The organism is Gillisella taibaishanensis, assembly GCF_001938985.1.
Taxonomy (GTDB): domain Bacteria; phylum Pseudomonadota; class Alphaproteobacteria; order Rhizobiales; family Rhizobiaceae; genus Allorhizobium; species Allorhizobium taibaishanense.
This window is the reverse complement of record NZ_MKIN01000021.1, coordinates 63,917-84,292: the sequence shown is the minus strand read 5'-3', so window position 1 is coordinate 84,292 and position 20,376 is coordinate 63,917. Positions and strand designations below refer to the sequence as shown.

Here is a 20,376-nt window from a genome sequence, read left to right as displayed (position 1 = left end):
GAAGGTATTGATGGTTAAGGCACGGATGGTTCTCGTTGGCATGTTTGCTGCCTGCTCTGCCTTGAGCAGCTGCACGAGCGGACCGACCTATGGTACGGACAAGACCGCTATGGAGCAGTTGGCGGACGACGTTGGCTCTGCTGCATCAATCGGCAGCAAGAAACCGGCCTCGACGACGAAATACAATCCGCGCCCGGATCTGGTATTGCCCCCGAAGGGCGCAACCGCTGAACTCGTCCAGCCGCAGCAATCGATTGCCAGCAAGGATAATCCCGATTGGGTCGAAAGCCCTGAGGACACGCGGTCTCGCCTGGTGGCGGAAGCCGATGCCAATCGCGGCAACCAGAGCTATCGCTCGCCACTGCTCGAGGGCAATGGCACCAACGGCACGATGACCGAAACCCAGAAATGGCAGGCCTTCCGCGATGCCCGTAAGATCCAGAAGGGCGCTTATCTCGATCAGCGCCGCGTTCTCTCGGACCCGCCGGATTCCTACCGCCAGATCGACGAAGCCAAGCTGAGCGATCTGGGCGAGCCGGAAGCCAAGAAGGAAAAGCGTCGCCAGAAGGAAGCGGAAATGTCCAATTCCAACAAGTCCTGGTGGATGCCCTTCCAATAAGCAGCTTTATTCGAAAAACCATATCAGGCAGGCCAGCAACGGCCTGCCTTTATTTTTTGGGGTTGCCTCATGACATTTTCCATTCGCGCCGCCCGGCCTGATGACGTGCCGGTCATCCTGCGCTTCATTACGGATCTCGCTGTGTTCGAAAAAGCCGAACATGAGGTGAAGGCGACAATCGAGAGCCTAGGCGAATCTCTGTTTGGCGCCGGCGCCGTTGCCTATGCCGCGATCCTGGAGAAGCAGGGCGTGCCGGTCGGGCACGCCATCTGGTTCTACAATTATTCGACCTGGCAGGCCCGTAAGGGGCTCTATCTGGAAGATCTCTATATCGATCCCGCCCATCGAGGCGGTGGTGCTGGCCGGCTGCTGCTGCGACATCTCGCCAAGACTGCTGTCGACAATGGCTGTGGCCGGTTCGAATGGAGCGTGCTGGATTGGAACGAGCCGGCGATCCGGGTCTATGACGCCATCGGCGCCGAGCCGCAGACGGAGTGGATCCGCTACAGGCTCTCCGGCGACAAGCTTATTGATTTTGCCGCCGGAGAGTGAGTGCTGTTCTAGTCGGGCATCATTCGGATACGCGTACCAGCAATTTGCCGAAGTTCTTGCCACGCAATAGGCCGATGAAGGCTTCAGGGGCGTTTTCCAAGCCATCCACGACGTCTTCGCGGTAGCGCAGTTTTCCGTCCTTGATCCAGCCCGGCGCTTCCTTCTGGAATTGCGGGAACTGGTCGACGAATTCGTGCTGGATAAAGCCGCGCACCGTCAGGCTCTTGGTCAGGATGTCACGCATGGCCATTGGCAGGCGGTCGGGGCCGGGTGCTTCTTCCAGCTTTTGATTGTACTGAGCGATCAGGCCGCAGACGGGAATGCGGGCGAAGGAATTCAGCAGCGGGAACACCGCCTTGAAGACCTCACCACCAACATTTTCGAAATAGACGTCTATGCCATCGGGGCATGCCTTTGCCAGAGCTTCTGCGAAATCTGGCGCGCGATGATCGACAACGGCATCAAAGCCCAGTTCGTCTTTCACGAAGGCACATTTGTCTGCTCCACCAGCGATGCCGACGGCGCGTGCCCCCTTGATCCGCGCGATCTGGCCGACGGCAGAGCCGACAGCGCCGCTCGCCGCCGCCACGACGACGGTTTCGCCGGCCTTCGGCTTGCCAATGGTGAGCAGGCCGGCATAGGCGGTAAAACCGGGCATGCCGAGCACGCCGAGCGCCGTGCTGACCGGGGCTATCGACGGATCGATCTTGCGCAGCGTGTCGCCCTTGGCAATCGCATGGCTCTGCCAGCCGGAATGGGAGAGGACGATATCGCCTTCCTTGAATTTGTCGTGCTTCGACTGGATGACCCGGCCGACAGTGCCTCCCTCCATCACCGCGCCGATCTCGACGGGCTTGGCATAGGACTTGGCATCACTCATCCGGCCACGCATATAGGGATCGAGCGATAGATAAAGGATCTGTAGCAGCACTTCGCCACTTTCGGGTTCACCCACTGCAGCCGTTTCGATCCTGAAATTGTCTGGGGTCGGCGCGCCGGTAGGGCGAGACGCCAGGCGGATCTGATGGTTCTGGAATTGGGTCATGGTGCATTGTCCTTTATTATGGCGCAAGGCAGGAGGCTGAAAGAAACGGTTCCGTCCTGTCCTGTTGCAATGTCAGGTGATATAGGGTCAGCCATGATGCCAACAAGAGATATCCGGTATCGGACCGAAAACTGGGAACCGGTTTTCGGGAAAATCCGATGCGTAAACAAACAGATAGAGGATCGTGCCGATTCCGATTTTCGGCGCGATGCTCTCGCCCGGCGCGCGGTGCAATGACCAGCCAATCTGATGCTTCTGATGAACCGCCAACCGATGCTGATCCGCTGCAGCCCAAGCCGCGCATGCTGGCCTGGGCGCGCAATTCGGCCGCCTATCGCCTGTCGCGACGGATGATGAGCGAGCAGGAGTTGCGCGATGCCGTGTCGCGCAAAGCGCGCAAGAAATACGAAGAGATTGAGCCCGAGACAGTCGCGGTACTGGCAGAGGAGGCCGTGCGTTTCGGCAGGCAGATGCTGGCGCTGGATGATGACGCCTATGCACAGATCAAATCGCAATCGGCAGCGCGTAGCGGCAAGTCAAAGCGGGCGATTGCCCAGGTTTTGCAGCGCAAGGGGATAGATCGCGACATTGCGCAGGCGGCCTTGGAGGAGGTTGACGATCTCGCTGGCGCTATCCGATTTGCCCGCAAGCGCGGATACGGTCCATTTCGCCGCAATGACGGCGACGAGCGGCAACGCAACAAGGAGCTATCCGGCATGGCCCGCAACGGCTTCGGCTACGATTTGGCGCAAAAGGTTCTGGCGATGAAGCGGGAGGAGGCCGAGGAGCTGTTGCTCCAGCAACCACTCTGATTTTTATATGCGAACCCTCCGGGGTTCGTCCCATATTCAAAAAGCTCAGCCGGCGGTCTATTTGAAGCGATCACGCTGTGATTCCCATGCCGAAAGGTGACTATGTATTCCTCATGCTCCTTACCAGCACTTTTCGATGGCGATATTGCCCATAGAGCCGTTGAATTCCGCGCCGATGCCTTCACCGATGGCGTCGCGACCGAGGTCGGCGTGACGCTTCCTGAGAAGATGGCGAAGGCAGTTGCCAAGCGCAAAGCGGAGTACGTTGGTGGACGGCTCTGCGCCATGCAGGCCATCGCGGCATGTTCTGGCCAGCAGGGCACGGCGGTATCCTCAGGCGACCATGGTCAGCCGGTTTGGCCTCAAGGTCTGGTTGGCTCGATCACCCATACCCATGGGTTTGCGGCTGCAGCGGTCGGCAAGGCCAGCCGGTTTGCCGGTATCGGCATGGATACCGAGCAGGTGATGACGGCAGAGGTCATGCACAATGTGCGCGCCCGTATTTGCGGCCCGGAAGACAAGTTTTCGGTCGGCAGCCCCTTTGCACCGGAACTGTATGCCACGCTCGTTTTCTCTGCGAAGGAGAGCCTCTTTAAATGTCTTTACCCTCTGGTTGGGAAAATGTTCTGGTTTGAAGATGCGCTGATCAGGCTCTTGCCCGGGGAGGGGGGCTTCACTGCGGAGCTGCTGTCTCGGCTGAGCGGCGACTTCCCGGCAGGAAGGGTGATCAAGGGCCGGTTTTGTCTGACGACGGGCTTGGTGCATACCGGTATTCAGCTCGCCAATAGCGTCGAATTAGTAATTTAGTAGTTTCGTCAATACCCTAGTGTATCTATGGGTTTTTCTTGGGAAATCGCTCGTTTTTAAGGTTGAACTGTTTGTTATCCTTCAATAACTGCTAAATAGGCTTGCCAAAATGCCTGCGAAATAGCAGGTTTTCCTCATGGACTTTGCCCTGCGATTTCAGCCACCGGTGAGCACACAGAGCGCGATCAGGCGCAACGGGATTCTGTCTCATCTTGCCGCCGGCGGCTTGAAGCGCGTTACCACGATCATTGCACCTGCTGGCTATGGTAAGACGTCGCTTGCCGCGCAATGGTTCGACGTGCTGCGCACCGCAGGCCGCAGTATTTCGTGGCTCGCACTCGATCACGATTATGGAGACCAGACGCAATTTCTGCTGCTGCTGCTGGAGGCGGTCAGTGCGTTGCGTTTTGAAGATGTCGCCGGTGTCGACGGCAGCATGACGGTCGCCTCGCTGCTATCGGTGCTGCAAACGCGAATCCGCAAGTTTACCGAGCCGGTCATCCTCTTTCTTGACGACTATCACTTTGCCCAGACGGATGGCACCGAGGCTATCGTCGCCCGCCTGCTCGGCGACCCCAGCCTGACCCACCTGAAACTGGTGCTGATTTCCCGAACTCCACCTCGTTTTCCGATCTCGGCTCTTAGGCTGAAGGGCGAGTTCCGCCAGGTCAATATTGCTGAACTCGGCTTTACCGATCAGGAGGCCGAAGAGTTTTTTGCCGGTCAGAGCGCAAATGTCAGCCGTGAGCAGGTTGTCGACCTTAACCGCCGCACGGAAGGCTGGGCGGTGGCGCTGCAGATGATCCGGTTGCTGATCGCCGAAAATGTCGATGGCAGTGCGCTGTTTTCCACTTTCGACGGCGGCAATGCCGAGATGGGCAGCTATCTCTCGGAGCAGGTCTTCGCCAATCTGCCGCCCGAGGTGCAGGAATTGCTGCTGAAAACCGCGCCTTTCCCAGCCGTCAACCGGGATCTTGTCGAGGCAGTGTTTGCCGATGCGAAATTCGCTGATCTGCTCGGGCGGATGGGCGATCACGCTTTGCCGGTAGCGGTTCTTGCCGGCGGTGGCGGCTGGATCCGCTATCATCCTGTTTTCAACACATTCCTCAAAGAGGAAGCGGCGCGGAGGGGGTACCACGCCGAACCGGTGCTGGAACGCGCGGCACGCTGGTTTGAGACGCAGGGCGATTTCGACGCTGCGGTCCGGCATGCGTTGCTGAGTGGAAATGCCAATCTGGCAGCCCAGATCGTCGAGACCGGCGGTGGTTGGCGGCGCGTCTATACGACCAGCCGAGGCGGCGCCGGCGTGTTCAATTCGATCATGGCCAACGTCTCCGCCATCGATCTGACGTGCTTTCCACTGACCACTCTCGGCCTCTCGGTCGTCAGCGCCAAGGGCGGCCATCTGGATGCAGCCAATCATTACCTTGGCATTGCTGAGCGTTCGGTGACGGCAACACCAGGGCCTTTCGCGCGGGATCTGCGGGTGGTTCGGGCGCTTCTGGCGCTTTATTTCGACAGGCCGGCAACCACCGAGGACCTGCTCGGACTGGAAGAGGACTTGTCCCACATCGCGGCGAGCGAACTTGTGCACCGGGCATTGGTGCTGAATATGCTCTCTTATAATTTTCTCGACCGCAGCGACATGGAGCGAGCGCTACATTACGGCCATTTGGCGGTTCAGACCTTTCGTGATGGCGGCGCTGATTTCGGTGCCATGCATCTCTACACCCATCTTGGCCAAGCCGCCTTTCTCAGCGGTGACTGCGCTGGCGCGGCAGAATATTACCAGCAATTGATAGACGAGGTGCAGTCCTGCATCGGCAAAGGTTCCGACCTCGATGCCGTCGGCCAAGTCTTGATGGCCGAATTGCTGGTGATGCGCGCAGACCTGGCGCAAGCGCGTCCCCTTCTGTGCTGGGCTCTGCCGCATCTGGAGCGTCACGACGCCTGGTTCGACCTGCTGGCCGCTGGCTTTACCGCACAACAGATCATATTTCGTCTCGAAGGGGACATGAATGCCGCTCACGTACTGGTCGACCGGACGCGTTCGGCCGCAAAACGTCGCGGCTTCCACCGTCTGACACGCATGATCGATGGCGCACGTACCTTGCTTTTGCTTGAAGGTGGCGATGTTGATCAGGCGGTGCGCTATGCCCAGGCCCATGGCTACGGCGTTGAAGACATTGCTGCGGGTCCCGAGAACGATCTGTCCATTCATCTGCGCGGGCTGACACCGGCCTTGCTTTGGGCGCGTATCTATCTACTCCGTGGCGATCTGGTGCGGGCAAGAAATGCGCTATCGATTCTCCTGGCGCAGCAGGTACAGAAAGTCCACGATCTCCGCCACGTCGAACTTCAGCTGCTCGACATGCGGATGCTAATTGCCGAGGGCAAGCGGGACATCGTTGCTGCCCAGCTGGAAGATCTATTGCTTACCTTCCCGATGGAAGACTATCGCGCCATGATCTGGATCGAGGGCGAGGCCTTCGTGCAGGAATTGCGCTCGATCGCCGAAGACAGTCCGATGTCGGCGCTGTTGCGTGACCGTTTACGATCACTATTGCCGCCGAAAGTGCTCGCGACCGACACGGATGATTTCGCTGCAGCGTCAGCTGTTTCATCAGTCTCTGCGCTGACGGATCGCGAACTTGCTGTCATGGAGCTGCTGAGTCAGGGCTTCAGCAACAAGGAAATAGGTCGCAAGCTGGAATTGAGCGACAACACGATCAAATTTCATCTTCGAAATATTTTCGCAAAGCTCAAGGTCAGCACGCGCACTGCGGCCGTCGGCGCGGCCCGCCGTGCCGGTATTCCGCTATAGTGTGAATACACGTCTAGGCTGTTTTTGATTGCAGACTTTCTCTTGATTTGGCTGTTTTTCGCCGTTTCGGGTACGATTTAATCCCGTGGCTGCCCCTTGCCGTCAACGATAACGCCGCCGCCATGCCGCAAAATGTCTTAATCCTGATAATTCTGATATTCTAATAGGTTGATATGCCTACCCGAACGGGTAGGGTTGGGGAATGGCATCCCACTCTTCTGGCAGGCTGGTCGCGTGTTGGTTGCAGGCCTAATATACCCATCATAAATGTCGACTTGGGGTGACAGTATATGATGGCGGGCAGGCATCCTTTTGATCCGGTGACTCAGGAAATCATCGAGGGCAAGTTACTTGCCACCGTTGATGAGATGGGCATCGTGATGGCCCGCACCAGCATGAGCCCGGTCATCTACGAAGTGCTGGACTTCGCTTGTGGCCTGCTGACCGCCAAGGGCGAGTTGGTGGCGCAGATGAATGGCATCACTTTGTTTACCGGCACGTTTGGCCGGCAGGTGAAGACGTTGATCGACCGGTTTGGTTCAGATCTCGTCGATGGCGATGTGCTGCTGACCAACGACCCCTATGCTGGCGGCACCCATGCCTGTGACTTCGCCATCGTCAAGCCGATCTTCGTGGACGGCATCCTTCTCGCCTTTGCCATCAACGTTGCTCATTACATTGACGTCGGCGGCTCCGTGCCGGGCAGCCTGGCGCCGAACGCAACCTCTGTCTTCCAGGAGGGCCTGCGTCTTCCAGGCGTCCGGATCATGCGCAATGACATTCTGTCTGATGACATTCTTCACATCATTGCAGAAAACGTCCGCATGCCGGAAACGGCGCTTGGCGATCTGACGGCGCAGATCGCGACGGTCCGGGTTGCCGCCCGGCGCATGCAGGAATTTGCCGCGAAATACGGTGCCCCCACCCTGATCGCTGCCTTCGATCATATCCTCAACGTCAGCGAAAAGCTGAGCCGCGAGGCCATTGCCGCCCTGCCGGACGGCGTCTACCGCGCCACCGACATTATCGACGGCGACGGCGTGACGGATGATCCAATTGCTGTTCAGGTGGCCGTGACGATCGAGGGCGATCAAATTACTGCCGATTTCACGGGTTGCCCGCCAGCCGTTGCCGGTCCGATCAACTGCGCACGGGGCGCGTTGGAATCAGCGGTCCGAACCATTCTCAAGGCGCTGGTTGCGCCGCAGTCGCCTTCCAACGAAGGCTGGTTTCGCCCTCTGACCGTCATTGCTCCGGCCGGAACGGTGTTTACTGCCGAAAAGCCATCACCGACCGGCTGGTATTACGAAGGGTCCGTCCATGCGTCCGAACTGGTGTGGAAAGCGCTGGCGAAGCTGGTGCCGGACCGTTTTTCCGCCGGGTCGTATTCCAGCCTTTGCGTTGCCTATATCTCTGGGGATGATCGCTCCGGCCGGCCATTCATCCATATCGAGCCGCAGCATGGCGGCTGGGGCGCCAGTGCGGAACGCGACGGCGCCAATGCGCTGATCTCGCTGACGGACGGCGACACCTATAATTATTCGGTTGAAGTCATTGAAGCGCGGTTTCCGCTGCTTGTTCGACGCTATGCACTGAATGTCGAGGACGGGGCCGGGGCAGGGCGGCGGCGCGGCGGCTTCGGCATCATCCGGGAATATGAAATCCTGGGTGAGAAGGCTTCGGCCTATTGCAGTTTCGGCCGCACCCGCACAAAGCCCTGGGGCATGGATGGTGGCCACGAGGGCACGGCCAATGGCCTGCAGGTCATGTCTTCCGAAGGTCACGTCGACCAGTACGGTCGGGCTGCCCATATTCCACTCGAATCCGGCGATGTCGTGCGCATCGTCACCGGCGGCGGCGGCGGATGGGGAGACCCTTCGGCGCGAGATCGCGACCTTATCGAAACAGATTTGAAAAATGGCTTTATCAGCATGGAGGCCGCCACCAGCCTCTATGGCTATCGCGGGAGGATTGCAGAATGATCCGATTGGCAACAGATGTAGGCGGAACCTTCACTGATCTCGTTGGCTATGACGAGCGCAGCGGCGAAGTCTTTACCGCGAAGAGCCTGACAACGACCGACAATCAGTCGGGCGGCGTACTCGACGCGATCGACATGAGCGAGCGCAAAGACGGGTTGCGGGTCCGCGACGTCACCTTTTTTGCCCATGGCGGAACGACCGTCATCAATGCGATTACCGAGCGCAAGGGCGCCAAGACCGCGCTGGTGACGACGTCAGGCTTTCGCGACGTCCTTGAGATCGGTCGCGGCAACCGGCCCGATCTCTATAATCTGCAATTCCACACGCCCGAGCCCTTCGTGCCGCGCCATCTGCGGTTCGAAGTGCGGGAGCGGGTCGATGCTTCCGGCAATGTTGTGGTGCCACTCGAACTTAATGACCTCAAGGAGATCATTCGGGTCTGCACGCTCGAAGACGTCGATGCCATCGCCATCCTGTTCCTGCATAGCTATGCCAATCCCGAGCATGAGAAGATCTGCGCCGACATTCTCTCGGATGCATTGCCCTTTGCTTCGATCTGCGCCAGCCATCAGGTGTCGCGCCAGTGGCGCGAATATGAGCGCACCAATACCACTGTCCTGAACGCCTATGTGCAGCCCGCCATCCAGCAGTATTTCGAGGTGATGGAATTCGCGCTCGGCCGGCGCAACCTGACCTGCCCCTATTATGCCATGCAGTCCAACGGCGGCATTTCCTCTTTCGATCACGCTGTGCAGCAACCGCTGACGCTGGTGGAATCAGGCCCGGCCGGTGGCGTTGCTGGCGCAGCACGGATCGGCGCTGAACTTGGCGAGAGCGAAATACTCTCACTCGACGTCGGTGGCACGACGGCGAAATGCTCGCTGATCCATGGTGGGCGCCCGACCCTCAATACCGAATATCGTCTCGAACATACCCGCATTCAGCCCGGCTACCCTGTGCAGGTGCCTGTCGTCGATATCGTCGAAATCGGCTCGGGCGGTGGTTCGATTGCCTGGATCGATGCGCGCGGCGGCCTTCGTGTTGGGCCGGAAAGCGCCGGCTCGATGCCGGGTCCTGCGTGCTACGGCCGAGGCGGTACCAAGCCAACGCTGACTGATGCGTTGCTGACACTTGGCATTTTCGATCCGAGCACCTTTGCCGATGGCACGATGCATCTCGAAGGGCAAAAGGCAGCGGATGCGATAGCAACGGTTGCCGGGCCGCTGAATATGTCAATCGAAGACGCTGCTGTGGCGATCATGGATATCGCCCATGCGAGCATGATCAATGCTCTGAAATTGGTTACGGTGCAGCGCGGCCACGATCCGCGCGACGCCAACCTTGTTATCAGCGGCGGCGCCGGCCCGGCGCTAGCCTGCCATCTCGGCCGGGAATTACAGGTCAAGACAACAGTCGTTCCGCCACATCCCGGGATCTTTTCAGCTTGGGGCATGCTGGCCGCCGAGCCGCGCGCTGATTTTCGCGAAACCTGGTTCTTGTTGCTGGAGAACGGCGCCCTTGAAGAGGCTTCCCGTCGGTTCACCTCGCTGGAGCGTCAGGCTGTTGAATATTTTTCTGCCGGCCCTGATGTGGAGATAGACTTCAATCGTCAGATCGAAGCGCGCTATAAGGGGCAGGAACATGGCGTTTTTGCTCGATTCGAGGCTGGCGATACGATTGAAACCTTCAGTCGCAGGTTTCATGATGCGCATGAGCGCGCCTATGCCTTCCGTCTGCCTTCAGCAGAAGTCGAGTTGACGACCTTGCATCTCGAGGCGGTGCTAAAGGGGCAGGTGATTTCGCTGCCTAAACTGAAAAGGCAGGATATGACGATAGAAGGCGCAAAGACGGGCGAGCGTAACGTCTATTTCGGCCGCGCCACCGGCTGGGAGGCCTGCACCGTCTACGACCGATCGCTTCTGCCGATCGACCAGCCGGTCGCGGGACCGCTGTTGGTGGAGGAGGCGACGGCAACGACGCTGGTGCTGGCTGGACAGACAGTTAGCCTTACGGAAACTGGCATTCTTCTTATTCACGAAACGGACGCGCAGGCTGCATAGAATGGCAATATCCATCAGTATCGATGGCGTGACGCGCAGCCACGGCCCGGTCAAGGCGGTCGACGATCTCTCGTTGGAGATCAAGGCGGGAGAGTTTTTTACCCTGCTCGGGTCCTCGGGCAGTGGAAAGAGTTCGCTGTTGAAGCTGATCGGTGGGTTCGACAGGCCTAATCGCGGTCGCATCATGTTCGATGGTAAAGACATGGCCGATGTTCCAGCCAACCGGCGCCCGGTGAATACGGTGTTTCAGGGGCTAGGGCTGTTTCCGCATATGTCGGTGGAAGGCAATGTCGCCTATGGCCTTAAACTTCGCGGTGTCTCCGGCAAAACTCTTGTCGCCAAGGTGGAAGAAGCGCTCGACCTTGTCGAACTGTCGGGATTTGGTGGGCGCGATGTCAATCTGCTCTCCGGCGGTCAGCGGCAGCGTGTGGCGCTCGCTCGTGCCCTGGTGATGGAGCCTGGATTGCTCCTGCTGGATGAACCTCTGACCGGGCTGGACGAGCGCCTGCGTCAGCAGATGCGCAAGGAGTTCGGCCGGTTGCACAAGCGCACGGGCGCGACGTTCATTCTCGTGACTCACAATCAGGACGAGGCGCTGAGCCTGTCGGACCGGATGGCGATCATGCATCACGGTCGCATCGAGCAGCTCGGACGGCCTGATGCATTTTTCGACGCGCCGGCCAACGCTTTTGTTGCCCGGTTTATCGGCATGGACAATCTGCTTCAGGCGGAGCGCTTCGAGGAACGGGCGGGCAAGACGATTGCCGTGGTTGCTGGGCAGGCCATTCCTCTTGATTGCGCTTCCAAGTCCACAAATGTCGGCGCCAGTCTCGTGGTGCTGAGGTCCGACAGATTGACAATGGCAAACGACGGCAGTTCGATAGCCGTCACCGACAATTTGACACTGCAGGTCGTCGAGACGACCTTTCGAGGCCTTTACCGTGATGTAACCTTGGCTTTTGGTGACGGCCAGACAGTGACAGCGGTTTGCGACGTCGATGGGCCGCCGCTCCTGGTCGGGCAGGAGGCGCGAGTTTCGCTTCAGCCGGGGGCAGCTCTGTTGACTTCTGCGGCAATGAAATAGCGAAAACGGGAGGGACGGATTGGTGCGTTCCGCATTGTGGAAATGTGGTCGCGATGTCGCTGAATTGGCGAGCAAAACGCACCTCCTGGAGCCGTGCGTGAAAAGAGTTAGCAAGACAAAGGGAGCCGGGGGACGGTTTCCCACCGTCGCGCAAACATGAAGGAAACGGGCAATCTTCTTTCTGGCGCTGATGATGAAAGCCTAGGGACAATAATGGGGACGAAAATGACAAACAGTTCTAAGCATCAACTTTCGACGAGCCGAAGCAATCTGCAGCGGCGCGACCTTCTGAAGCTGGCTGGAGCCGGCGGTATGGCGCTTGCAGCAGGCGGTCTGGGCCTGAGCCGTTCGGCTTTCGCCGCGGAAGCAAAGTCTGTCGCCTTTTGGGGGACTGCGACCCTGGATATTGGCGATAAATGGGCCGAGTTTGCCACCCAGGCAGGCGTGAAGCCGGAATTTACCGACAATGGCAACGACCTTGGACCTGTCATCGCCCGTTTGGCGGCTGGCAATGCCAATGATTTGTTCGATGTCGGCGGCTTCCAGGGCGGCGCTGAAAAGGAACTTGCCCGCCAGGGCGCCATTATCCCGTGGGATGTCAGCAAGATCGCCAATTACGGCAGCGTCTGGCAGTGGGCCCGCGACATTCCGTATCTCAAGCATGAGGGCAAGCAATACGGCATCCCGACCGTCGTCAACGCCGACTCGATCATCTATCGCTCCGACAAGCTCGGCAAGGTCGACAGTTATGGCGTCATCTTCGATCCGAAGATGAAGGGCAAGGTCGCGATGGAAGATGCCTGGATCAACAGCGCTATCTTCGCCGCCATCTACCTTAAGGAAGGCGAGAACAAGTCGATCAAGGATCCGGGCAACCTGAGCGAATCCGAACTCGGCATGGTCATGGAGTTCCTGATCAAGCACAAGAAGGACGGCCAGTTCCGCACCTTCTGGAACGGTTGGGAACAGGGTGTGCAGCTCGTCGCTAACGAGGAAGTCGATGCGATGACTGGCTGGGAGCCGATCGTCTATGAAGGGCGCAAGCGCGGCCTGAAGGTCGACTATGCGGCCCCGGTGGAAGGCTACGAAGGCTGGGCCAACAATATGGTTCTGCTGAAGGGTGCGGACGAGCGAGGCGTGACCGATGCAGCGCATCAGTTTGTCAACGGTCTGCTCGGCGGGCTCTATGGTTGCGAACTCGGCAAGGCGCGTGGTTATCTCGTGCCGACCGACAACAACCTCGTCTATGCCAAGGCGCATCCGGACGAATACAAGGCCGAAGAAGTGCAGGCGCTTGGCGATCACGTCAAGGCCAAGTTCAACGGCAAAGTTTTCTGGCAGAACGCTCGGCCGGACAATTTCCAACTCTATGAAGAATGGTGGCAGAAGCTGCGCAACGCCTGATCTGTCAGGCCGCTGCGCTTTGCTTTCACCTCGCCGCAGTTCGAGCGATCTGCGGCGAGGCCTCCCGAATGATTGCCCATTCCGATACCCCATGGAGATAGAATGAAAGCTGCCGGTCGATTGCCCCTGCTGCTGATGGCGCCGCCGCTTGTGGCGCTGATAGCGTTTGGCCTCGTTCCGCTGCTGGTGGTTCTGGTTTGGAGCTTCTGGTCTTGGGATCCGTCGACTTACTGGATCAAACCGGACCTGAGCTTTGCCGGCTATGAGGGCATTCTGCAGGCGGGGCGGTGGACGGTTATCGTCTCCACGCTCGCCAAAGCGTCTTTTACGGCCGCTCTCTGTCTTATCCTTGCCTATCCCGCGGCCTATGCCGTGCACTTTCTTGCCGGGCGCAGATTGTCGATGCTGCTGCTGGCGCTGATGACCATTCCATTTTTCACGTCCTATCTGATCCGGTCCTTTTCCTGGCGGCTGGTGCTGGGGCGCACCGGCGTCGTCAACAGCTTTCTTCAGCATTGGGGCTTCACAACCGCGCCTGTAGAATGGCTGCTGTTTAGCGACTTTGCGGTCGTCATCGGCTTGGTCGCATCTTATCTGCCCTTCGCAACATTTCCGCTGCTGCTTGCCATGCGGCGGGTCGATGCGACCGTGCTCGCAGCCGCCCAAGACCTCGGTGCCGGCTTCTGGCGCATTCTGGTGACCATTCTCCTGCCGCTCACCCGCTCCGGCCTGTTTGCCGCCTTCCTGTTCGTCTTCGTCATGGTTGCGGGATCATCGACGGAAGTGCAGATGCTGGGCGGTGCCGGCGCATCGATCGTCACCGTCATGATCAACGACGTCATGCGGGTTGCGAATTATCCGCTGGCTTTCGCCATTTCCACCATCGTTCTGATCGTTGTTTTCGGACTGGTGCTGGTGGGCAATCGGCTGTTCGGGCTGGCCGCCCTGTTTGGAGATCGTGAGGCATGAGGGGCGTAGAAGGCCGGATCAACCGGATATTGATTTGGACGGTGACGGTGGTCGGCCTGGTGGCGATCTATGCGCCGCCGCTTTATCTTCTCGGCGTCTCCTTCAATCCGTCGCTGCAGCCCGGCCTGCCCAGCGTCAGTGATCTCACCTTGAAATGGTATCAGGATCTGCCATCCGACACAGCGCTGATGGCGGCCCTTTGGCAATCCGGCAGTGTTGCGCTACTGACGGCCATCGGCGCGACGCTGCTGTCTCTGCTCGCGGCTCTTGCCTATTTCGAGTTACGGAAGACACGGGATCTGTGGTTTCTCGTCGTCATCCTGCCTATGTTCGTGCCCGGTGTCATCCAGGGGCTGGCCTTGTCGACCGTCTTTGCCCGCAGCGGCATCAAACCGTCGAGCATGACCATCGCTGCCGGCCACCTGCTCTGGGCCATGCCTTTCGCTTTCATCGTCATTCTCACTGCGTTTTCGGCGGTGCGGCCGGTGTTTCTGATGGCGGCGGCCGATCTCGGTGCCGGCCGCTGGCGCCAGTTCCGCGATATCACTCTGCCGCTGATCCGGCCCGGGCTGGTCAGTGCCTTCATCTTCTCGTTTCTGCTGTCGCTCAATGAATTCACCCGCGCCTTCTACCTCGCGGGACGACAAAACACCTTGCCGATCGTGCTGTTCGGCAAGATGAATGGCGGGGCTTCGCCTGTCATCTATGCCATGTCAGGTGCGATTTTCATTGTATCGGTCTTCTGCGTGGCTGTTATCGTTGCCTTCGCCGGGGCGAAAGCCAAGACGCGCTGAAATTGCCTATTGGGCCTATTCAAACAGTAGTCGAAAGGTACGTCTTCACGAGTGCCGTCATTTAAGGCCTGAAGTCGCGGATCCAGCGGGCAGCCGGTTCGATGCCGCCGAGCGGGAAAAGATGCAGCCGGCTGATTGTACTATGCGGGTTAGCGGCTTTGTAGGCGCAGAGTTGTGTGACGATTTCGGTGGGTTCATAGGGCATCAGCAATTTGCGTAGGTCGAGCGCCCGCTTCTGTAACACTTTCAGGGACGGCCCGACGCCGCAGGAAATGGCGTATTTGATCAGCGTCTGCAGTTTGGCGGGCCCGGCAATGCCGACATGAATCGGGAGTCCGATTTGAAGGGCCGCAATCCGCTCCGCCCAATTGACGATGACTGACGCATCGAAGGCAAACTGGGTGACGATTGCCAGTTGAGCATCTGTGCGGCTAGCAAAATCCACCTTCCAGCGCAGCGCCGCATCAACCTGCGCGGTGCCGCCGTCGGCGTCAATGTCGCGATTACCCTCGGGATGGCCGGCGATGTTCAACTGGGTGAAGCCCATTTTGTCGAACAGGCCAGTCTCGATCAGGTCGATTGAACTGGCTAACGTGCCGCGAGGCTTCGCAATGCCGCCTGCCAGAAGTAGGGCTTGGCGCACATCGGCTTCGCCGCGATAAGTCCTTAGAACCTCCTCCAACTCGCCAACGCTCGCAAAACTGCGGGCGGGAAGGTGTGGCATAACGGCAAAGCCCTCGTCATTCAGGCGTTTTGCGGTGGATGCCATATCGGCAAACGCTGTGCCATCGACATGGGCAATGTAGATCCTTGTGCCAGCCGGCAGAAGCTCCCGAAAATCGCCTATTTTTGCCGCTGTGCGAGGTGTAACTTCGATGGACCAGTCGCTCAAAAGCGCTTGCGAATCCGCGACCGAGTTGCCGCTTGCGTCCAGAACCGCTTTATCCATCACCATCTCCTTCAGACCGTGTTGCTACGTTCTAGCAGGTCCGTGGCAAAATTCCGCTCCGAATCGCGACTTCTGCGATTCTTTTATGTATCTGATATATCAGTAATATTTTCCACGCGGATGCGCATTCGATGACCTTGCAGCTCATGCTGTCCGGGGCCGTTGTCACCTTTGTCATATGCCTGAAGCATTTTTTCGGGAAAAGACTGGGGCGGCTTGCCTTCTAGGGCCAGATTTCTTAAACGACCCCTTCTAAAACCATGGAAAGGCGAGGCATCCGTGCTGCAAACTCCGTTCTATCTCATCGACAAGAGCAAGCTTCTCTCCAATATGGAGAAGATTGCCATGTTGCGCGAGACATCAGGGGCCAAGGCCTTGCTGGCGCTCAAATGCTTTGCCACTTGGTCGGTCTTCGACCTGATGCGCGATTACATGGACGGCACCACCTCGTCCTCGCTCTACGAGGTCAGGCTCGGGCGGGAGAAATTCGGCAAGGAAACCCACGCCTATAGTGTGGCTTATGGTGACAACGAGATCGACGAAGTCGTCTCCCATGCCGATAAGATCATCTTCAATTCCATCGGTCAGCTGGAACGCTATGGCGACAAGGCATCGGGCATCGTACGCGGTCTGCGGCTCAACCCGCAGGTCAGCTCGTCCAGCTTCGATCTTGCAGATCCTGCCCGGCCATATTCGCGGCTTGGCGAGTGGGATGTCTCAAAGGTGGAAAAGGTCATGGATCGCGTCAGCGGCTTCATGATCCATAACAATTGCGAGAACCGCGATTTCGGCCTGTTCGACAGCATGCTTTCGGATATCGAGGCAAAATTCGGCTCACTGCTGCATCGCGCCGAGTGGGTCAGCCTCGGCGGCGGCATCCACTTCACCGGCGAGGATTATCCGCTGGCGCAGTTTGCGGAACGGCTGAAGCGTTTTGCCGGACAGTATGGCGTGCAGGTCTATCTGGAGCCCGGCGAAGCGTCGATTACCAAATCGACGACGCTGGAAGTGTCCGTGCTCGACACGCTCTATAACGGCAAGAACCTCGCTATCGTCGATAGCTCAATCGAAGCGCATATGCTCGACCTGCTGATCTACCGCGAAACCGCCAAGCTGGAGCCGAATGAGGGCGATCACAGCTACATGATCTGCGGCAAGTCTTGCCTGGCCGGCGACGTGTTCGGCGAATTCCGTTTCCCTCATGCCCTCAAAGTCGGCGACCGGATTTCCATCCAGGATGCCGCGGGCTATACGATGGTCAAGAAGAACTGGTTTAACGGCGTGAAAATGCCGTCCATCGCCATCCGTGAATTGGATGGCAGCATCAGGACTGTCCGCGAGTTTTCCTATGCGGACTTTGAACAAAGCCTCTCCTGAGGCTTCTGACGATTGGACATAAGGAGTTGGTCCGCATCATGAAGAAGAACGTGCTCATCATCGGCGCCGGCGGCGTCGCCCAAGTCGTTGCGCATAAATGCGCCCAGAACAACGACGTGCTGGGCGATATTCATATCGCCTCGCGCACCAAGGGCAAATGCGACGCCATCATCGCTTCCGTGCATGAAAAGAAAGCAATGAAACAGGCCGGCGTGCTGGAAGGCCATGCGCTAAACGCGCTGGATATTCCCGCCACCAAGGCGCTGATCGAAAAGACCGGCTGTCAGATCGTTATCAATGTCGGCACCGCCTTTCTCAACATGTCGGTGCTGCAGGCCTGCATCGAAACCGGCGTCGCTTATATTGACACCGCGATCCATGAAGAGCCGAACAAGATCTGTGAAACCCCGCCGTGGTACGGCAATTACGAGTGGAAGCGCGCCGCACTGTGCGAAGAGAAGGGCATCACCGCCATTCTCGGCGCCGGCTTCGATCCGGGCGTGGTCAATGCCTATGCCCGGCTCGCCAAGGACGAGTATCTGGACAAGGTGACGGATGTCGATATCGTCGACATCAATGCTGGCAGCCATGGCAAGTATTTTGCCACCAATTTCGATCCGGAAATCAATTTCCGCGAGTTCACCGGCGTCGTCTATTCCTGGCAGAAGGGCGAATGGCAGGTCAACAAGATGTTCGAGATCGGCAAGGATTACGATCTGCCCGTCGTCGGTACCCGCCGCGCCTATCTCTGCGGCCACGACGAAGTGCATTCGCTGGCCAAGAACATGGATGGCGCCGACGTGCGCTTCTGGATGGGCTTCGGCGATCACTATATCAACGTCTTCACCGTACTGAAGAGCATCGGCCTGCTCTCGGAGCAGCCGGTCAAGCTGGCGGACGGTTCCGAAGTCGTGCCGCTGAAGGTCGTCAAGGCCTGCCTGCCTGACCCTGCGTCGCTTGCTCCCAACTATGAGGGCAAGACTTGCATCGGCGACTTCGTCAAGGGACTGAAGGACGGCAAGGAAAAGACCGTCTTCATCTACAATGTCGCCGACCACAAGGAAGCCTATAACGAAGTTGGCTCCCAGGGCATTTCCTACACCGCCGGCGTGCCGCCGGTCGCGGCTGCCATGCTGGTTGCAACGGGCGAGTGGGACGTGAAGAAGATGGCCAATGTCGAGGAACTGCCGCCGCGGCCTTTCCTCAACATTCTCAACCATATCGGCCTGCCGACGCGCATCAAGGATGAAGACGGCGACCGCGCTCTCGACTTCGCCTGATCGATGAACCAATCCGACTAGCGATATGAAAAGGCCTGGATAACCCCGGGCCTTTTGCATTTGATGGATGTTTAAGGCGCGATGCGTAGCAGCACGCTTCCGGCCGCCAGATAGTCACCTTCGGCGGCGACGAGCGAGACCGTGCCGGCAACGGGTGCCGTAACCTGCGTTTCCATCTTCATCGCCTCCATGACGGCCAGCAGATCGCCCTTGGCGACAATGGCGCCTTCACCGACCTTGAAGGACTGCACAGTGCCAGAGACAGGCGCCGCCACGGCGCCGAGGTCGGTCGCTGCCGCTGCTGTACTGTTTGCTGCAGCAGGATGACCCGTCAGGCCACTGAAGCCCGCCAGCAAGGCGGCTGGTAGCGCCAGCGCATGGCGCTTGCCGTCGATCTCTACGTGGGTGCGGATCATTCCCGGGTCCGTAATCGGCTCCGGCCGAGCCATGGCGTCAAGCTTCCCGGCAAAATCCGTCTCGATCCAGCGGGTATGCACCTTGAAGCCGTTTTCACCGGAGAAATCCTTCTCTTCCAGCACGGCGCGGTGGAAGGGCAGGACGGTCGCGACGCCCTCAATGGTGAATTCCTTCAGTGCCCGGCGCGCGCGCCGCAGGGCCTGATCGCGGGTGGCGCCTGTGACGATCAGCTTTGCGATGAGGCTGTCATAGAGGCCGGGGATGGTGGAGCCACTGACGACTCCGCTATCGAGCCGGATGCCAGGGCCTGAGGGCGGATCGAAGATAGAGATCGCGCCCGGCGTCGGCAGAAAGCCGCGGCCCGGATCTTCGGCATTGATGCGGAATTCAATCGAGTGGCCGCGCGGAACCGGCGTCTCGGTGATGCTGAGCGGCAGGCCCTCGGCGATGCGAAACTGTTCGATCACCAGGTCGACGCCGGTGGTTTCCTCGGTCACCGGGTGCTCCACCTGCAACCGCGTATTGACCTCGAGGAAGGAGATGGTGCCATCGACGCCCAGCAGGAATTCTACCGTCCCGGCGCCGGTATAGCCGGCCGCCGCGCAGATGGCCTTGGCGGCGTCGTGAATGTCCTGCCGCTGCTTCTCGCTGATAAAGGGGGCGGGGGCCTCTTCCACCAGTTTCTGGTTACGCCGCTGCAGCGAGCAGTCGCGTGTGCCCATGACCACGACATTGCCGTGGCTATCGGCGAGGATCTGCGCCTCGATATGGCGGGGGCGGTCGAGAAACCGCTCCAGGAAACACTCGCCCCGGCCAAAAGCAGCGGTGGCTTCGCGCACGGCGGATTCGAACAATTCGCCCGCCTCTTCCAACTTCCAGGCCACTTTCAACCCGCGCCCGCCGCCGCCATGGGCGGCCTTGATGGCCACGGGCAGGCCATGGCTCTCAGCAAAGGCGATCACTTCGGCGGCCGACGAAACAGGGCCGTCGCTGCCGGCGACAAGCGGTGCGCCGACGCTTTTGGCAATGTCGCGGGCCTTCACCTTGTCGCCCAGCGCTTCGATCACCTCGGGCCTCGGGCCGATCCAGATCAGCCCGGCGTCGAGAACCGCCTTGGCAAACTCGGCCCGCTCCGACAGAAAGCCATAGCCGGGATGCACCGCATCAGCACCGGAGCGCTTGGCAATGGCGATCAGCTTGTCGATATCAAGATAGGTTTCTGCCGCGCGGCTGCCGGAAAGACCATAGGCTTCATCCGCATGCTTGACGAACAGCGCTTCGGCATCTGGATCGGCGTAAACGGCCACCGATTGCAGCCCATAATCACGGCAGGCGCGGATGACGCGCAGCGCGATTTCGCCGCGATTGGCGATCAGCACTTTCTTCATGGGGGTCTCCTCG

The 20,376-nt window shown here is 59.1% G+C and carries 16 protein-coding genes; 13 read left to right on the top strand and 3 right to left on the bottom strand.

The window, feature by feature from the left end; all coding sequences use genetic code 11:
• The first annotated feature begins 10 nt into the window (after positions 1 to 10).
• Positions 11 to 619: a hypothetical protein gene (locus BJF91_RS07710; protein WP_075613926.1), complete on the top strand. Its 609-nt coding sequence runs from the start codon at positions 11 to 13 to the stop codon at positions 617 to 619.
• 69 nt (positions 620 to 688) lie between these two features.
• On the top strand, positions 689 to 1,171 hold the full coding sequence (locus BJF91_RS07705) for a GNAT family N-acetyltransferase (RefSeq protein ID WP_075613925.1): 483 nt from the start codon (positions 689 to 691) through the stop codon (positions 1,169 to 1,171).
• Positions 1,172 to 1,190: 19 nt separating this feature from the next.
• On the opposite strand, the gene BJF91_RS07700 is transcribed toward BJF91_RS07705, so the two are convergent.
• The gene (locus BJF91_RS07700; RefSeq protein WP_075613924.1) at positions 1,191 to 2,216 is read right to left on the bottom strand and encodes an NADP-dependent oxidoreductase; all 1,026 of its coding nucleotides are present in this window, start codon (positions 2,214 to 2,216) and stop codon (positions 1,191 to 1,193) included.
• A 233-nt stretch (positions 2,217 to 2,449) separates the two neighbouring features.
• On the opposite strand from BJF91_RS07700, the gene recX reads away from it, so the two are divergent.
• The 9 genes from recX (at position 2,450) to BJF91_RS07655 (ending at position 14,952) form a co-directional block, all read left to right on the top strand.
• Positions 2,450 to 3,028: a recombination regulator RecX gene (gene recX / locus BJF91_RS07695; protein ID WP_075613923.1), complete on the top strand. Its 579-nt coding sequence runs from the start codon at positions 2,450 to 2,452 to the stop codon at positions 3,026 to 3,028.
• Between the two features lie 102 nt (positions 3,029 to 3,130).
• Complete coding sequence (locus tag BJF91_RS07690; RefSeq protein WP_075613922.1) at positions 3,131 to 3,835, top strand: 4'-phosphopantetheinyl transferase family protein; 705 nt, start codon at positions 3,131 to 3,133, stop codon at positions 3,833 to 3,835.
• Between the two features lie 136 nt (positions 3,836 to 3,971).
• A complete protein-coding gene (locus BJF91_RS07685; protein WP_075613921.1) occupies positions 3,972 to 6,659 on the top strand; it encodes a LuxR C-terminal-related transcriptional regulator in 2,688 nt (895 codons plus the stop codon).
• 290 nt (positions 6,660 to 6,949) lie between these two features.
• On the top strand, positions 6,950 to 8,641 hold the full coding sequence (locus tag BJF91_RS07680; RefSeq protein WP_075613920.1) for a hydantoinase B/oxoprolinase family protein: 1,692 nt from the start codon (positions 6,950 to 6,952) through the stop codon (positions 8,639 to 8,641).
• Positions 8,638 to 10,701, top strand: a complete 2,064-nt coding sequence (locus tag BJF91_RS07675; protein WP_075613919.1) for a hydantoinase/oxoprolinase family protein — start codon at positions 8,638 to 8,640, stop codon at positions 10,699 to 10,701. The genes BJF91_RS07680 and BJF91_RS07675 overlap by 4 nt, the downstream gene beginning before the upstream one ends.
• Position 10,702: 1 nt before the next feature.
• Positions 10,703 to 11,785, top strand: coding sequence for an ABC transporter ATP-binding protein (locus BJF91_RS07670; protein WP_075613918.1), 1,083 nt, complete (start codon positions 10,703 to 10,705; stop codon positions 11,783 to 11,785).
• 225 nt (positions 11,786 to 12,010) lie between these two features.
• On the top strand, positions 12,011 to 13,189 hold the full coding sequence (locus BJF91_RS07665; RefSeq protein WP_075613917.1) for an ABC transporter substrate-binding protein: 1,179 nt from the start codon (positions 12,011 to 12,013) through the stop codon (positions 13,187 to 13,189).
• 102 nt (positions 13,190 to 13,291) lie between these two features.
• Entirely contained in the window at positions 13,292 to 14,158 is an 867-nt protein-coding gene (locus tag BJF91_RS07660; protein ID WP_075613916.1) for an ABC transporter permease, read from the top strand.
• The gene (locus BJF91_RS07655; RefSeq protein WP_075613915.1) at positions 14,155 to 14,952 is read left to right on the top strand and encodes an ABC transporter permease; all 798 of its coding nucleotides are present in this window, start codon (positions 14,155 to 14,157) and stop codon (positions 14,950 to 14,952) included. The genes BJF91_RS07660 and BJF91_RS07655 overlap by 4 nt, the downstream gene beginning before the upstream one ends.
• 61 nt (positions 14,953 to 15,013) lie before the next feature.
• Here the strand turns inward: BJF91_RS07655 and BJF91_RS07650 are convergent, their stop codons facing one another.
• On the bottom strand, positions 15,014 to 15,901 hold the full coding sequence (locus BJF91_RS07650; RefSeq protein ID WP_139310627.1) for a methylenetetrahydrofolate reductase: 888 nt from the start codon (positions 15,899 to 15,901) through the stop codon (positions 15,014 to 15,016).
• Positions 15,902 to 16,180: 279 nt separating this feature from the next.
• Between BJF91_RS07650 and nspC the strand changes: the two genes are divergently transcribed.
• Complete coding sequence (gene nspC, locus BJF91_RS07645) at positions 16,181 to 17,278, top strand: carboxynorspermidine decarboxylase (protein ID WP_075613913.1); 1,098 nt, start codon at positions 16,181 to 16,183, stop codon at positions 17,276 to 17,278.
• Between the two features lie 38 nt (positions 17,279 to 17,316).
• On the top strand, positions 17,317 to 18,558 hold the full coding sequence (locus BJF91_RS07640; protein WP_075614513.1) for a saccharopine dehydrogenase family protein: 1,242 nt from the start codon (positions 17,317 to 17,319) through the stop codon (positions 18,556 to 18,558).
• 71 nt (positions 18,559 to 18,629) lie between these two features.
• On the opposite strand, the gene BJF91_RS07635 is transcribed toward BJF91_RS07640, so the two are convergent.
• Positions 18,630 to 20,363 carry an acetyl/propionyl/methylcrotonyl-CoA carboxylase subunit alpha gene (locus BJF91_RS07635; RefSeq protein ID WP_075613912.1) on the bottom strand — a complete coding sequence of 578 codons (1,734 nt, stop codon included), beginning with the start codon at positions 20,361 to 20,363 and terminating at the stop codon, positions 18,630 to 18,632.
• Between the last annotated feature and the right edge of the window lie 13 nt (positions 20,364 to 20,376).

Excerpts from the sequence above, each read along its gene's own strand:
- BJF91_RS07690 (WP_075613922.1), top strand. The coding sequence starts at position 3,131 with ATGTATTCCTCATGCTCCTTACCAGCACTTTTCGATGGCGATATTGCC.
- BJF91_RS07665 (WP_075613917.1), top strand. The coding sequence starts at position 12,011 with ATGACAAACAGTTCTAAGCATCAACTTTCGACGAGCCGAAGCAATCTG.
- BJF91_RS07680 (WP_075613920.1), top strand. The coding sequence starts at position 6,950 with ATGATGGCGGGCAGGCATCCTTTTGATCCGGTGACTCAGGAAATCATC.
- BJF91_RS07700 (WP_075613924.1), bottom strand. The coding sequence starts at position 2,216 with ATGACCCAATTCCAGAACCATCAGATCCGCCTGGCGTCTCGCCCTACC.
- BJF91_RS07675 (WP_075613919.1), top strand. The coding sequence starts at position 8,638 with ATGATCCGATTGGCAACAGATGTAGGCGGAACCTTCACTGATCTCGTT.
- BJF91_RS07705 (WP_075613925.1), top strand. The coding sequence starts at position 689 with ATGACATTTTCCATTCGCGCCGCCCGGCCTGATGACGTGCCGGTCATC.
- BJF91_RS07650 (WP_139310627.1), bottom strand. The coding sequence starts at position 15,901 with ATGGATAAAGCGGTTCTGGACGCAAGCGGCAACTCGGTCGCGGATTCG.
- BJF91_RS07640 (WP_075614513.1), top strand. The coding sequence starts at position 17,317 with ATGAAGAAGAACGTGCTCATCATCGGCGCCGGCGGCGTCGCCCAAGTC.
- recX (WP_075613923.1), top strand. The coding sequence starts at position 2,450 with ATGACCAGCCAATCTGATGCTTCTGATGAACCGCCAACCGATGCTGAT.
- BJF91_RS07670 (WP_075613918.1), top strand. The coding sequence starts at position 10,703 with ATGGCAATATCCATCAGTATCGATGGCGTGACGCGCAGCCACGGCCCG.
- BJF91_RS07660 (WP_075613916.1), top strand. The coding sequence starts at position 13,292 with ATGAAAGCTGCCGGTCGATTGCCCCTGCTGCTGATGGCGCCGCCGCTT.
- BJF91_RS07685 (WP_075613921.1), top strand. The coding sequence starts at position 3,972 with ATGGACTTTGCCCTGCGATTTCAGCCACCGGTGAGCACACAGAGCGCG.
- BJF91_RS07655 (WP_075613915.1), top strand. The coding sequence starts at position 14,155 with ATGAGGGGCGTAGAAGGCCGGATCAACCGGATATTGATTTGGACGGTG.
- BJF91_RS07710 (WP_075613926.1), top strand. The coding sequence starts at position 11 with ATGGTTAAGGCACGGATGGTTCTCGTTGGCATGTTTGCTGCCTGCTCT.
- BJF91_RS07635 (WP_075613912.1), bottom strand. The coding sequence starts at position 20,363 with ATGAAGAAAGTGCTGATCGCCAATCGCGGCGAAATCGCGCTGCGCGTC.